This window comes from Microcoleus sp. S13_C5 (assembly GCF_036700845.1).
In the GTDB taxonomy this organism is placed as follows: Bacteria; Cyanobacteriota; Cyanobacteriia; order Cyanobacteriales; family Microcoleaceae; genus Microcoleus.
The window spans coordinates 1-14,624 of sequence record NZ_JAUBPR010000016.1 but is presented as its reverse complement, the minus strand read 5'-3'; the positions used below and the strand labels follow the sequence as shown (position 1 = coordinate 14,624).

Annotated in this window: 11 protein-coding genes; 8 read left to right on the top strand and 3 right to left on the bottom strand. The window is 45.9% G+C overall.

Features of this window, described 5'->3' with window-relative positions; all coding sequences use genetic code 11:
- Window positions 1-181 precede the first annotated feature (181 nt).
- Window positions 182-1,909: a pseudouridine synthase gene (locus QUA04_RS06870; RefSeq protein WP_333255091.1), complete on the top strand. Its 1,728-nt coding sequence runs from the start codon at window positions 182-184 to the stop codon at window positions 1,907-1,909.
- A gap of 169 nt (window positions 1,910-2,078) precedes the next feature.
- On the opposite strand, the gene QUA04_RS06865 is transcribed toward QUA04_RS06870, so the two are convergent.
- On the bottom strand, window positions 2,079-4,538 hold the full coding sequence (locus QUA04_RS06865; RefSeq protein ID WP_333255089.1) for an ATP-dependent helicase: 2,460 nt from the start codon (window positions 4,536-4,538) through the stop codon (window positions 2,079-2,081).
- A gap of 450 nt (window positions 4,539-4,988) precedes the next feature.
- Between QUA04_RS06865 and QUA04_RS06860 the strand changes: the two genes are divergently transcribed.
- Window positions 4,989-5,990: a DUF4349 domain-containing protein gene (locus tag QUA04_RS06860; RefSeq protein WP_333255087.1), complete on the top strand. Its 1,002-nt coding sequence runs from the start codon at window positions 4,989-4,991 to the stop codon at window positions 5,988-5,990.
- 79 nt (window positions 5,991-6,069) lie between these two features.
- Here the strand turns inward: QUA04_RS06860 and QUA04_RS06855 are convergent, their stop codons facing one another.
- Window positions 6,070-7,170, bottom strand: coding sequence for a RuBisCO accumulation factor 1 (locus QUA04_RS06855; RefSeq protein WP_333255085.1), 1,101 nt, complete (start codon window positions 7,168-7,170; stop codon window positions 6,070-6,072).
- A 156-nt stretch (window positions 7,171-7,326) separates the two neighbouring features.
- On the opposite strand from QUA04_RS06855, the gene QUA04_RS06850 reads away from it, so the two are divergent.
- The 6 genes from QUA04_RS06850 (at window position 7,327) to QUA04_RS06825 (ending at window position 13,931) form a co-directional block, all read left to right on the top strand.
- The gene (locus QUA04_RS06850; RefSeq protein ID WP_333255083.1) at window positions 7,327-8,271 is read left to right on the top strand and encodes a response regulator; all 945 of its coding nucleotides are present in this window, start codon (window positions 7,327-7,329) and stop codon (window positions 8,269-8,271) included.
- A gap of 214 nt (window positions 8,272-8,485) precedes the next feature.
- Window positions 8,486-9,193 (top strand): bifunctional demethylmenaquinone methyltransferase/2-methoxy-6-polyprenyl-1,4-benzoquinol methylase UbiE, encoded by a 708-nt coding sequence (ubiE, locus tag QUA04_RS06845; protein WP_333255081.1) that lies wholly within the window; start codon window positions 8,486-8,488, stop codon window positions 9,191-9,193.
- An 85-nt stretch (window positions 9,194-9,278) separates the two neighbouring features.
- Window positions 9,279-10,511 carry a DUF445 family protein gene (locus QUA04_RS06840; protein ID WP_333255079.1) on the top strand — a complete coding sequence of 411 codons (1,233 nt, stop codon included), beginning with the start codon at window positions 9,279-9,281 and terminating at the stop codon, window positions 10,509-10,511.
- A 168-nt stretch (window positions 10,512-10,679) separates the two neighbouring features.
- Window positions 10,680-10,988: a DUF3493 domain-containing protein gene (locus tag QUA04_RS06835; protein ID WP_333255077.1), complete on the top strand. Its 309-nt coding sequence runs from the start codon at window positions 10,680-10,682 to the stop codon at window positions 10,986-10,988.
- Window positions 10,989-11,579: 591 nt separating this feature from the next.
- The gene (locus QUA04_RS06830) at window positions 11,580-12,155 is read left to right on the top strand and encodes an alpha/beta hydrolase (protein ID WP_333255075.1); all 576 of its coding nucleotides are present in this window, start codon (window positions 11,580-11,582) and stop codon (window positions 12,153-12,155) included.
- A gap of 567 nt (window positions 12,156-12,722) precedes the next feature.
- Window positions 12,723-13,931 (top strand): DegT/DnrJ/EryC1/StrS family aminotransferase, encoded by a 1,209-nt coding sequence (locus tag QUA04_RS06825; RefSeq protein WP_333255073.1) that lies wholly within the window; start codon window positions 12,723-12,725, stop codon window positions 13,929-13,931.
- Between the two features lie 181 nt (window positions 13,932-14,112).
- Here the strand turns inward: QUA04_RS06825 and QUA04_RS06820 are convergent, their stop codons facing one another.
- Window positions 14,113-14,466, bottom strand: a complete 354-nt coding sequence (locus tag QUA04_RS06820) for a transposase (RefSeq protein ID WP_333255071.1) — start codon at window positions 14,464-14,466, stop codon at window positions 14,113-14,115.
- Window positions 14,467-14,624: the final 158 nt, after the last annotated feature.

Below are 14,624 nucleotides of genomic sequence, written 5' to 3'. Positions count from 1 at the left end.
CTTAATCTCGCTGCTGTTTGGAAACAAATTTAGCATATCAGGCTTGGTGCGACACATCATTTTTACTTAATTCCAGTAGGTATAAAATTATGCACCCTTCCCACTTTCGGTACACCGCTGTAACATACGGTCAGGACACAAGCACATAATGTCCTAATTCAGGTTTCAAACCAAATTTAAGATGCTAGAGTTGCACGCGCTTTTAGATTTCACGGACTGTCATTGGGAGTCGATCGACTCACAGCCGAATTATTGGTACGAAGGCCGTTGTCCTCAAAGTGGCGAGCTGCTGAGACTGCCGCGCACTCGAATGTCCGAGGAGCTCGCGCGGGGTTTGATGCAGTACCTGGCGGCTGACGATTCCTACGATCGCGAGGGCAAGATGTACGGCATATTACTGGTGGAGATGCCTTCGGGGGAACAGGGGATACTCAAAGCATTTTCCGGGCTGCTGAACGGTTGCAGCATTGTTGAGGGGTGGGTGCCACCGATTCCGGGACGAGATCGAGTTGCTTTTGAGGAAGCCCGCACCTTAACTCAATTAGAGGCGATGAAACAGGAACTTATTGCACTCAATCAACTCCCGCAGCGACAAGAGTATGAAGCCTTATTTCGGGAGTTTGAAGTGCAAATGCAAGTTTTGAGCGATCGACACCGCAATTGCAAGCAGCAGCGAGACGAAAAACGCCAGTTACTGTGTCAAACTCTCGCAAAAGAAACACTAGAAATTGCCCTGGAACAACTGAATCAAGAAAGCCGTTTGGAGAAAATTGAACGCAGGCAATTAAAACGGCAGCGGGATGAAACATTGCAGCCGCTAAAACAATTAATAGAAGCTGCGGATCGGCGGATGCGGGCGCTGAAACAGCAGCGAAAAGAACTTTCCCGCGAACTTCAAACGCAGATGCACGCGGCTTACACTCTGGTGAATTTTTTGGGAAAATCTATCTCGCTATCCTCATTGATGCCAACCAATTCTATTCCGACTGGCACCGGCGACTGTTGCGCGCCAAAATTGCTCCACTGTGCGGCAGTACACAATCTGAAACCGCTGGCAATGGCTGAGTTTTGGTGGGGGCCGCCATCGGGCGATAAGATACAGGGAGAATTTTATGGTGCTTGTGGCGATCGGTGTCAGCCGTTAATGGGTTTTTTGCTGTCAGGATTGGCTCAAAATCCGATTGTTTCTAATAGGGATGAGGGTTTTACGGGCGGCCTAGAAGCCCACCGCACAAGGAATAATTTTTCTTGTGGAACGGGCATCTTGCCCGTTACGGAAATGCTACCGATTATTTATGAAGACAAATGGTTAATCGCGGTCAATAAACCCTCTGGCTTGCTGTCAGTTCCAGGTCGTTATCTGGAGAATCAAGATAGTGTTTTCAGTCGTTTGCGTAACTTGTTACCGGATAGTTTTAATTGGGCAGTCGTGCATCGTTTAGATTGGGAAACATCGGGGATTTTGCTATTTGCGCGTGACAAAGAAACTAGCAGTCAACTCAGGCAGCAATTTGAAACAAAGCAGGTTCAAAAAGTTTATGAAGCGGTGCTTTCTGGTACTGTAAAAATTGAGGCGGGGACGATCGAACTCCCACTTTGGGGCGATCCAGAAAATCGCCCTTACCAGCAAGTCAATTGGGAGTGCGGAAAACCCAGTGTTACTCGCTTTCAGGTAATGGGGAAGGAGGGAAATTGCGATCGCGTCGAGTTTTTGCCGCTGACGGGACGCACGCATCAATTGAGGGTTCATGCAGCGGATGTTCGAGGGTTAGGGATTCCGATTTTGGGCGATCGACTTTACGGATGTCGGGCTGCTGGGAAGCAGCTACACTTGCACGCGCGGGAACTTTCCTTTGAGCATCCGCAGTTGAGAAAAAGTTTATACCTACAAGCAGAAACACCCTTTTGAGCTAAGGGCGGCAACGAAGGATAGTCGAGCAGTAGGAATTACAGATTGAGGCAGCAAATATTTATTGTTGAGTAATCAAAGCAACAAATGGGGTAACTTCAGCTTAAGTTGTCACCCATGAGTATATCCGGGGAACAAGCTACTTCTTACTGATTACTTCTTACTTCTTTTATATCGCATTACTCGGAAATCTCTGCTTCAAAACAGGCATTACCGGACAAGGTTTTTGCTCCTGCAAGTTCTCCGGTTTGTTCCAAGTAAAAGGCCCTTTTTTCTCCGCCGCCATCCACAGCAAGCTTTTTGCTCGCGTCATCGCCACATATAGCAGTCGAAACTCTTCTGCTGTTTTCAAGTAACCTGCTTGTTCCCAGGCTTCGCCTAGATTTGGTAAAGGATATTTTTCGTGCAAACTTGCTCTAATTTGTGCCCTCGCTACCTCTGCTAAAGTGAAATCTCCTAAAAATCGGGCTTGCGGCAAAACTCGCAAATTTCCGGGGATGGTTTGTTCGTGCAGAAACGGCAAAAATACGCAATCCCAATCTAATCCTTTAGCTTTGTGCATGGTAATAATGGTTAGTTGACCTTTGCTGGTATAACGTTCTTCTATTTTGTCGTCTGCATCCACAGGTTCAAATCTTTCGGAACTGACAATTTCGCTCAGTACGCCCAAAATATTACGCATTGAATTGTTGCCGGCTGTTTGGATTGCTACCCGTTCTGCTAATTTGTCGGCGGTGGCTAATTCGGTTTGGTCGTATTGCAGCGCTAAGGCTAAGAATGAAATGATTTGGTAGGGTGGCAGTTCTAAACTAGCTTGCAGCAAACCGCAGCAAAAATAGCGACATTTGCGGACGGGGTCTGACTGCTGCGGGTCTAGCGGCCCTGGGTAAAGGAATTGCTCGGGGCTAGTCGCAAAAGCATTGTAGTCTTGTTTGGGAATCAGTTGCCGATCGCTCAAAATTTTTAAGGCTGCTTTCAGGTAGTCTGGAGAGTGCGGGCGATCGAGAAATTGCAGCAGTGTTAAAATTTCCCAAGGTACTTGAGAATGTCGGTCGCGTTCTCCCACATCCTCAATTTTAATCCCGTATTTCCGCAAATCAAAGCTTAATCCGTGTTTTTGAGGATTTTCCAGCACTTCTTTGATAAACTTGCCTTGTTTGTTTTCTCGCACCAAAATAGCCATCGATTTCAGATTTTCTAACGGCAATTTGGCACTATTTTCCCCATCGCTTGCTTCCCCGCCTGAATCGATATCTTTGCCATCCCTGCCCAATTCAAAATCGGTGGGTAAAAATTCCTCAACTAACTCAATTACTCGCTTGCCAATTAACTCAATTGTATGGTAAATATCGCGGGGAGTATGCAATTCTAAGCCGCGACCAATGGGAGCCGGATTTGCATTCTGCTGCGGGTCATGGCTGGGTACTGGCTTAATAGTTTGGTCGCGAAAAGGCTGTTCAGTTCCCGCTAATTTCGAGCTATTTACCCATTGCAACATAAAGTTAGCCGCATCGATAATTACCTGGGTGCTGCGACCTGCACCGTCCATTGTCGCTAACTTATTCTCTACTTCGCACCGATCGCAAAATTGGTTAAAATAAATCGGGTCTGCGGGAGTGAAAGTAGAATTAATCGCTTGATTTGGGTCGCCAACTCTGATAAAATTGGGAGGTAAAGTAGGATGATCGGGATCGATCGCCAATGTTTCCAAAAGCCGAGTCTGCAAAGGTGTCGAATCCTGCGCTTCGTCCTCGAAAACGGCAAATACTTGCTTTTGCTCGATCGCCCTCGCCCTCGGATTTTCCAACACCCGCAAAGCGGCTAAAATCATCTCGTCGTAATCGATGAATTCCCGACTCCTCAACAAAGCCTGATATTTTTGATATAAACCCCCAGCTACAGCTAAAATCTCATAACCGTCCCCAGTATCAAGAGCGTTCATTTCTAACAACTGTTCGGGAAATAAACCCGAAGATTTCGCCTCGTGAATCACCGTTTTCGCTACCTGCGGCAAAATTTCTGTCCGCAAAACCGATTGTCGCCGCAGCCTCTCCGTTTCCTCTCCGTCGAATTGCTGTCCTTCCAACAAAACTTGATATCGGCGGGGATTTTCGGCAATCCAAAGTTCTACACAGGTACGAATTAATCGGTGACTTTGAGTGGGAGTAACTAAGGTGGAATTTTCTAAATTTAAACCCGACAAATCAGGATGGCGCATCGCAATATTCAAAGCTAAACCGTGCAAAGTGTGCACGGCAAAACCACCTTGAGATAAAGACAATTCTGCCAATCTTTCCCGAATTTTAGCTTTAATATTAGCAGCAGCCGATCGCGTAAATGTCACGACAATTAACTGGCGGGGGATGTGAAGCCCGTTGCGGGCGATCGCAATTGCCGACGCAGCAGCCATTCCGGTAGACTTCCCGGCCCCTGGAACCGCCGAAACAGCAAGGGGGCCGCCTTGCCAATCCGCCATGTCCTGCTGGCCCGCACGCAAGCTTTCGCGAATTTTAAGGCAAGCTTGCTCTCGCAAAACTGCCGCAACCCCTGATCCTGAAAGCGCTGAGGCTACATCCGGGCGATCGATATCCGTTGTCCGCATAAAATCAGTATCAAATTCATCTGTCATTCGATTTTAGATTTTAGATTTTAGATTTTAGATTAGAAAAATATTTGTCGCGTTCAGCCTTTTTAAACGGTATCAGACACCGAGTTGCTTTAGTTGCGATCGCGTATGCCCAGAACCCAAACCGTCAATCGATTTTAGATTTTAGATTAAAGAATTGAATAAAGCGACCTCGCTGAGAAATCCGGGGGCTGGCGATGGGGAGCGAGGAGCTTTTTTCTAGCTCCACGGATAAATCCGGGAACTTGTGACCCAATTGTTTTCGGTCATCACACCGATATTTATTGGCTTTCATCTGCGTTCATCTGCGTTTATATGCGGTTAAAAATCCCAAAGTATTCAACCTCTACCGTTTCCATTTCGGTATCGGCTAAACTAACGCTATCTATTCGAGCTTAAATTGAAACCAGCATAAAATTCAATACCCAAGCCTTTTTTATAGGAGTCACCCCAATGAAAACTCACCTCAAAATCAATTCCCCCCCGCACAAGCCAAACCCAGCCAACAGCAGCACCACTCGTTTTGCTGTGGCAGTATTCTTAACTTTATCTTCAGCCATTGCTTTGCCTAGCTGCGGTGGAGCTCAAACGTCCAGCAGCGCTCCAGGCGGCGCAGCTTCACCCAGCAGCCGTGAAAACCAAGTTGCCGCATCGGCTCCACAATCGGCACCAGCACCCGAGCCAGCAGCCCAAAGGTCAAAAACTCCTGGTGCATCAAAAAAAGCACCAGAAACTCCAGCAACTCGTCCCCAACTGATTAAAAAAGCCGAACTCAGTGTAGTGGTTAAATCTATTGACGCCAGCACTAAATCTGTTACTAATATTGTCGAAAAACAGCAAGGCGATATCTTGGGTTTCCAAAATCAAAAGCCGCCGGATTCCAGTGTCCGCCAAACCGCGTCTGTGGAGATTCGCGTGCCTCAAGAACGTTTAGACACGACTTTAGACGCTTTAGCAAAACTCGGAACTGTAGAGAACCGTTCTCTGACGGCTGAGGATGTTACCAATCAATTAGTTGACAATGAGGCTAGGCTGCGGAACCTCCGCAAATCGGAAGAAATGGTGTTAAAAATTATGGAGCGATCGGGCTCTGTCGGCGACGTGCTCAAAGCTGCTCAAGAGTTGAGCAATATTCGGGAGTCAATCGAACGCATTGACGCTCAGTTAAAAAGTTTGCGAAATCAAGTAGCTTATTCGACTATTAGCTTAACTCTAGAAGCAGCAGTATCGGCTCAACAAACTCAGGAACCTTCTCTAGGTTTGCGGGCGCAGGAAACTTGGGGGAAAGCGACTCATTCTGTGGGTGAATTGACGCTCGGTTTGTTTGGTTTGGGTATTTGGCTATTGGCTTACAGTCCTTATTTGCTGTTAATCGGGGCTGCGGTTTACGGCTTTAATCGATTTAAGAAACAGCATTCTGTTCCGACAATTCAAGAACCGAAACCGCCTCAGTAGTCAGTAGTCAGTTGTCAGTTGTCAGTTGTTAGTTGTTATTAGCTTTCCAGTCAACAGTCAACAGTCACCTGACAAGTGACTAATCATCAACTTGCCATCCATCTTTGGTATAGTCTTCATCCACAATCTTTTTGGGCCTCATCACCAGCACAACTCGCCCCAATATCGGAAAATCAGGGGATTGTTCAAACCAGTGCAATTCTAAATTGCCCGCGTTATCGGCGAGGAAATAACTCTCAGCATCCCACTGTCTTTGGGCTCGATCGGCAATAATCAAAACTTCTTCAACTTTGCCTTGCAGCGGTACCGGCAATTTATCGCTCATTCCCAAAACCGCCACCGGATCTTCAGCGTTCAAAATTACCTGCCATCCGGGAATCGCCACCCAAGCTCCGGCTCCGGCTCCAGAAAATTTTACCATTCGGAATGGCTCGATTTCCTCCGGTAAAGGCACTGCCAGCAAATCTCTCGTAGAAAGCGGCAATTTGCCCACAACCGGGACAACGCGAGGCAATTGTTCCTCGGTATCGAGTCGGTAGACGGGCAAGCGGGGCGCTTCCCGTCTCGCAACTACGGTAAAATCAACGAGCAACTGCTCGATTTGCGCCCTAGCGGTTTGGCTGCTAGCTAATTTTAAACCGCGAGCAATTAAGCGCGATCGCTCTTGCAAATCGCTTTTCTGTCTAGCCAATTGCCAGCATTGGTAAGCCATAGCATCGCCGGGAGTGTCTGTGAACCCTTGGGGGAGACTCCCGAAGTGCGAAAACTCCTTGATCGCTTTAGCAACTTGGCGAGCATCGTCAACATCCAAATTGTGGGTTAGCATCAAAGCAGCCGCCCCGGCACGCTCTACTTGAGAGAGAATCCGAAACTCGTATAAGATATCGCTACCTTTGCCCAAAAAGTGCGATCGAACTTCCTCTGAAGCCCCAGCATTTACCATGCTGGTGTAGACTTGGGCTGCGACGCTCACTTGATTTTGCTGAATTGGCTCAAAACCAGTTTCTTCAAAAATCCTTTGAGAGTTGTACCCAGCTTTTAGCAGTGCAGTGCAGGCCTGTCCCCACTCTACCCAAGTGCCTTCTTTGCGGCGGAGCGATCGAATTAACTTTTCGGCATCCACAGCATTGGTGGAGGGTGCAGATGCAGGAGGGGAGGAATCTTGCGGTGTATCAGTCATAATTGAATCAAAAACTAGCGCTAAGTTATGTGTGATTGGATACCGGCAAGGCTCGTGTCGCGGCAGAGCGATAGATTAATAGTAAGTGAGTTATGAGACTATTGTTACAGAATAGTTGCTCGCCTAAATTTACGAAGGGGAGTTTATCGTATTGTTATGGATAATGCCATTTCAGAGCTAGATCAAATTAAACGCCAGCTCATGACCCTACACAGACCGAAAAAGCCCAAAATGCTGGTAGTAGACGACGAACCAGACAATCTGGATTTACTCTACCGCACTTTCCGACGAGATTTTAACGTCCTCAAAGCTGAGAGCGGAATTCGCGCCTTGGAAGTCCTCGGCATCGAAGGCGAGGTCGCCGTGATTATTTCCGACCAGCGGATGCCCGAAATGAAAGGGACGGAGTTTTTGAGCAAAACCGTGCCCCAGTTTCCGAATACGGTCAGAATTATCTTGACTGGTTTTACGGACATTGAAGACTTGGTGGATGCGATTAACTCAGGACAGGTTTACAAGTATATCACTAAGCCTTGGGACCCGAACGAACTGAAAATGGTGGTGCAAAAGGCGGCCGAGACTTATGAAATTCTCAAGCAGCGGACTGAGGAATTGGATCGCGCCCAAAATCAAATACAACTGTTAGCAACAATCATGCAAACGGCTGTGGATTATCCGAGTTTGGAAGCAAGTTTAGATCCAATTGCTACTGCTATAAGTGATAATTTTTTGGCGGACTCTTGCATTTTGCAACTGGTGGAAGGAAATGTTTTAATACCAGTCCAAGGCAGTCACACCACTGGTTCAACTGTGGAAAATTGGCTGGCAGATGATCCTCTGGTTCGAGAAGCAATTACCTCTCAAACTATTCAGGGTGCTGTGAATATTGGGCTCGACGCAACGCTAGCGAGTCTGCCGCACTATCAGAAATCCGGCATTCAAGCTCACCTGAGTATCCCGGTGATTCACAAAGGTCGATCGATCGCCCTGATTTCCATGCAGTGGAAGCAACCTTGTTCCCTGCGCCCCGACGAACTCACAACAGTTCACCTCGCCGCTCAAGAAGTTGCTTTGGTATTGACGAGTTTTCAGGGTCATTAGTCATCAGTCATGAGTCATCAGTCATTAGTCCTTAGTCGGCTCTAAGTCTTGAGTTTAAAATGATAGCAAACCAATGAGTCTCGACAAAAGCTCACCGCTCGCTAACAAATAAAAAAGCATTAATGACTGGCGACAGCATGACATGAATGCACGGATTAATTATTTTTCCCGACTGACCAATTACAAATTATCAATCACCAATGACAAATGACCAATGACTAATAACGCCGAAGAAATTAAAACTATATTTAATCGAATTGCACCAGTTTACAATCAATTGAACGACTGGTTGAGCTTTGGGCAACACCGGATTTGGAAGCAAATGGCGGTGAAATGGAGCAGTGCGGGCCCCGGAAATACTTGTTTAGACTTGTGCTGCGGTAGCGGGGATCTAGCTTTGTTGCTGGCTAAACAAGCAGGGCCGACCGGTTGCGTATTTGGAGTAGATTTTTCCGCCGAACAATTGGCCGTGGCGGCCAGGCGGGATCGACCTTTTCTCACCCCTATAAGTCCCATTTCCTGGGTAGAAGCTGACGCCCTAGACTTGCCTTTTGCTGATAATTACTTCGACTGCGCCACAATGGGTTATGGCCTGCGTAACGTGACTGACATCCCCCGCAGTCTTCAGGAATTGCACCGCGTGCTCAAACCCGGTGCCAAAGCAGCTATTCTCGACCTCCACCGCCCCAGCAATTCCCTAATGCGGAGCTTTCAGCAGTTTTATCTAGACAGTCTCGTAGTGCCCATTGCTCAGCAATTTGGCATGACTCAAGAATATGCTTACATTAATCCTAGTTTAGAAAAATTCCCGATCGGGCAGCAGCAAGTCACGATCGCCAACAAAGCCGGATTTGCCGCCGCCACCCACTACCCGATTGCCGGAGCTATGATGGGAGTATTGGTACTCGGCAAAGCAATTTAAAATTAAAAATGCTTGCAGTCTATATCAGCTATCTAACTATAGGGTGCACCGATCCCTGTGCACCTTACCCTATTTTTAATCATTTATGAATCCCTCTGACATTTGGCTGTTGTTGGCCCCACCTGTAGTGGGAGGAATTATTGGCTATTTCACTAACGATATAGCTATCAAAATGCTGTTCCGCCCCTATCGAGCTATTTACATCAAAGGGCGGAAGTTGCCTTTCACTCCAGGTTTGATCCCCCGCAACCAAGAGCGTTTAGCAAAGCGAATTTCCGACACAATTATGGGTTCGCTGCTGACGCCGCAAGAACTGCAAAACTTAGCTCGCCGCCTCCTGCAAACCGAGCGGATGCAGTCGGTGATTCTTTGGTTGTTGCAGTTGGCGCTGGATCAGGTAAAAGCAGACGCAGAGCAAAAAACGGCTAAAATTCTCGCTAACATTCTGCGAGATTTGTTGGGGGAATCTGTGCCGCGAATTCTCAAAGTTCTGGCACGCCGGGAAGATTTTTTAGAAGCTCAACTCAATCAAATTTTTGACCAAGTTTTGCTGGAGATTCAGCTTACGGAATCTCAGGCGGCTCAGCTTGCTGATTGGTTGTTGCAGGTAGTAATACCCCCGGAAGTGCTGCGGCAGGCTTTAATTGACTTTTTGACGGATCGCAATATTTCGATCATCGATGAAGGGTTTCGAGAAAAAACCAGCGGCACTTATTGGGTAGTAGCAAATTTGTTTGGTTTGCGGAACACTTTAACTCGGCTGCGGACTTTTTGTCTGGATGACAGAGAAGCCACAAATCAGCGCTTAGCAGAGTTAACTATTTCTTTGGGAATTCGCGGGCGAATTCAGGAATGGCTGCAAAATTTGTCGATGCAAAATTTACCGGTTTCGACTGTGAGACAGTTGCGAAAAACTATGCGCGACAGCGTTCGCAGCTACGTTCAACAGCGGGGTACAGACGTACTTGAGGGGTTGAGCAAATCTATTGACTGGGAAAATATTTCGCGGTTGCTTCTCAATCGCTTGCAAACTTCAGCGGTGATGAGCGCTTCCCTCGGAATTGTCAGCCAAGAACTGGCTTTGGTTTTAGAGCGCTATTTAGAGCGGGATTTAGAAAATATTGTAGCTCAGGCTATCCCGATTTTGAATATTGACCAGGTGATTGTCGATCGAGTCAAAGGTACTTCTCCTGAAGAGTTGGAGTTAGCGATTCAGGGAATTGTCAAAAGCGAGTTGCAGGGAATTGTAAATTTAGGAGGCATTTTGGGCGTTTTTGTCGGCTGTTTGCAGACAGTTGTGCTTTGGATTCAGCGGTGATTTATTTCGGCAGTTGTGAGATATTTGTTGTAGTCTAATATTCACTCGACTTGCGCCCAAAGTACCAAAAACCAGGTTTTTCGACCGTATTGGCCACCTCAGCCAGAGGGTTTTTGGTATAAATCGGGTTTTTGTGGTCCAATCCTAATTTACTTATTTTCTAAATCTATGCCAGCCCCCAATTCAGACGATCGCACAAACATCCCAAAAAACCCGCGCAACCTCAGCCGCCAACAATACGAGCGTTTAACCGCAGAGATGGCCACTCCCTACCGGCCTCTGCGACAGTTCGTTTACGTAGCTTGTGGCGCTTCTGGCTTTATCGGCGGCTTGGTTTTCCTTGCTAAAATTGCCTCGGGCCGCGAAATTGGCTCTGCTTTGCCCAATTTTGCCCTCCAAGTCGGAGTTGTGGCCCTGATGGTTTTCCTGTTTCGCTGGGAGCAGCGCGCCGAGGGCCGAGTCCCGAAGTCGAAGTAACAAAAATTTACAAATCGAGACAAAAATCTATCTGAGGCAAGGAAAAGTTATAAATATAAAGAAATTATTATGAAATCCTGGTTTGCCAGCGATCCCTGTAATCATAATAATGTGGCTTTAATTGGGGTCAGCAAATTTAAAGGCCCTAATCATAAACCGCTTGTCATTCGTTCAATTGGGGTCAGCTTTCATAAAGACCCTAAATATATAAAATAAATTTAAGCCCAGCGCCAGCCTTCACTGATAGAAGAGCTGGCGTTCGACATTGTGGAAGGCTCGGGAGATTGGGAGATAGAATCAGTAGGGTGCCGACGGTGTACACAGAAGCCCGTACCAGCGCCCTGAACCGAGTTTTGTGCCTAGCATCCGATATAGGTAATACCAGTTCCCAAAAATAATGCAACTGTAGACCCGTGATCCAAACCCGGATAATCATCAGTCATGTGCAAATCTAAAATCTCTCTAAAATCTAAAATGGTATAAGTGCTGGGGCGATCGAATAATTTGGCATTTCCCGAAGAGCTTAGTCTGTGCAGTAACTAATGAGATGTGTCAAAGTCGAAGTAGAAAAAGATATTGGGATGTTTTACTATGGGTCGATCATTTTTCAAAGGGCGGTGGACATTATTTTTGGCAGCAGGCGCGGGAATGGTATTTTACAGCAATGCTGCGGCGGCTGCCGAAAAGGTAGTGCTCAAATACAGTGCGATCCGAATGACTTTACCCGTCAGCGAATTAGAAATTTTTGCAGAAACTGGGCAAATGTCGCCCGCGTTAGAAATGCTGCTGGGAAAAGCAAAAAAAGACCCGGAAACGGTTCGCAACAGTCTGACAAGACCTGTAAAAGTCAGTCAAAGCTTTTTGGATCGGACGCTTAACAGCAAGGTGGGGGAAATAATTCTCGATGAAGTGGGTCAGGTAATTCGCACTCCTTCTGGGAATGCAAATCGAGAAGCTTTGCGCGAGGCCTTGGTGCTGTCTGCAACTAATGATAACGAGATTACGCTGCTGGAAGCGATGAAGAATTATCCGAATCCAGAAGTTTATGTTGAGGGCGATCGTTTAGTTGAAGCTTACGGTCAACTGCTAGCTTTGTCAGAACAATTGGGCGGCGTTTCTGAACGGCTGCAAGACATTTTGAACAAGATTCGTCTGCCTAGATTGTAGTGGATTTGGTCAAGGACGATTGATTGCTTCGAGCGATCGCAGAATGTTGCTGAACCTGCATCTACAGGGGAGTTACATTTTTTTTGTGCAAAATTTGCCTAATTTTGGCAGGAGTTTAAAAAAAAATCTAACTCCCGGCAAGCTCCAAACCAGACGGAAATCAGTCATTTCTAATTCCTAATTCCTAATTCCTAATTCTGAAATCTAAAATCATATAACTTCGCTGTCAAATCTATCTCGGGATAGATGTTCTACAGCTTACAAAAAGTTTATATAACACTGTTTTTTTTTAGGAAAGTATTTAAAGCAAAAAATGCGGGTAAGAGCTTGTGTATCGCCCATAAACTGAAATACGCTCAGGTGGACATTGCAGATTCTCTATCTTAAGATAGAGAAATTCTATCAGAGTCAGGCGCTTGCGGAAAAACGGCTGGTCATTAGTAAGCTTGTTATACAAAAGATGCCATTACACAAGGTATTAGCAAAAGATATGAATAAAAAACGCTGATACTGCATTCATTAATCCTGGCACTTGATCAACTTTACTTACTGAGTAAGAGTAGCAAAATGAACAACAATCCTATTCGTTCAAAAGACCGTTTTTTGGTTTTCGGCGCTCCGGCGATCGAAGATGCTGAAATTCAAGAAGTGGTGTCAACGCTGAAAACAGGTTGGTTGGGTACTGGCCCGAAAGTGATGAGTTTTCAAGACGAATTCAATGCTTACAAAGGTTCCCAGTACGCGATTGCAGTCAATTCTTGTACGGCGGCACTGCACTTGAGTCTCCTGGCTGCTTCGTTAGAACCAGGGGATGAAGTCATTACTACTCCGATGACTTTTGCCGCTACAGTTAATGCGATTATTCACGCAGGCGCAACACCGGTACTGGCGGATGTAGATCCGGTGACAATGAATATTGACCCGGATCAAGTCAAAGCTAAAGTAACTCCAAAAACTAAAGCAATTTTGCCGGTTCATTTTGCCGGTCGTCCCTGCGATATGGACGCGCTTTGCGAGATTGTTAGCCGTCACAACTTGAAGTTAATTGAAGACTGCGCTCACGCGCTCGAAACAGAGTACAAGGGGCGGAAAGCAGGCACATTTGGCGACTTCGGATGTTTCAGCTTTTATGTTACCAAAAATATCACGACGGGTGAAGGAGGAATGATTCTGATCGCCAGTCAAGAAGATACCGACAGGCTCAACATTTTAGCGCTACACGGTATGACCAAAGATGCTTGGAAGCGATTTGGAGACTCGGGTTATCAGCACTACGAAGTGGTGGGAGTCGGTTTTAAATACAATATGATGGATCTGCAAGCTGCGATCGGCATTCATCAGATGAAACGAATTACTCCTTATTGGCAGCGACGGGAGCAGATTTGGCAGCGCTACAACGAAGCATTTGCGGATCTGCCGATTACTTTGCCCGCCCACCCCGAACCGGATACAATTCATGCTCATCACCTGTACACCATTCTGGTAGATGAAGCCAAAGCAGGAATCAGCCGCGACGAGTTTCTCAGCGCTATCAATGCTGAAAATATCGGTGTCGGCGTACATTACATGAGTATGCCGGAACATCCTATCTATCAAGAAATGTTTGGATGGCAGCCGGAAGACTATCCGAATGCTGCGTACATCGGGCGGCATACAGTTAGCTTGCCGATTTCTGCAAAATTAACAGATGCAGATGTGGAAGATGTAATTGCTGCTGTTAAAAAATGTTTGGCGATCGGCCAAACTAAAATTCCAGTTTTAGCAGCAGCAGGCTAATTTTTTCAAGCAAGCCGCGATTAAAACAACCCCTAACTGCTTCCTTTAGCGAAGCAGTTAGGGGTTGTTTCTCCTAAATCTCAAATAGCCTGTGCAAGGTAATGATGTTAAGCTTAGTGGGGAAACTTCTCAGGCATTTGGGAGTGCAACGGCTCTCCTGAACTTATGGTTATAAGTTTATCTAATCATAAAAGCAAGCTAATACGCGATTCCTAAAATTATTAAAATTAGAAAAACCATACCCTTGCCGCATTATCAACTTAATCCGATTGTTAATTCCTTCCATGACTCCACTTGGGGTGCGATGAAGAAAGTAGTTGCAAATACCCTCAAAATGATTCTCAATTGTTGATGCAGATTCTCTAAAAAATACTTGTGCCTTATTTAGCCATTCTTTGATTTTGTTCTGCCCTTTTTTGACCGTCAAATTAGTCTCATATATTTCTCTAAATTTTTCTTTCATCTCATATGCAATTCGCAAACATTCGGATTTCCCTAGTGTCAATTCTAATTTATCAATCTGCTCTTGATTCAAATTTACTCGATTACTTAATAATAAATATTTACTTTTCTATCTGTTATTCCGGCTGCTTTACGTAACTTATTTAAGTCTTTATTATAGCATTTCTTACAAAGGTGAGGTACAATAACAGCAGTGAGTAAACCAATTCCAAATATTTGCTGATGTAACTT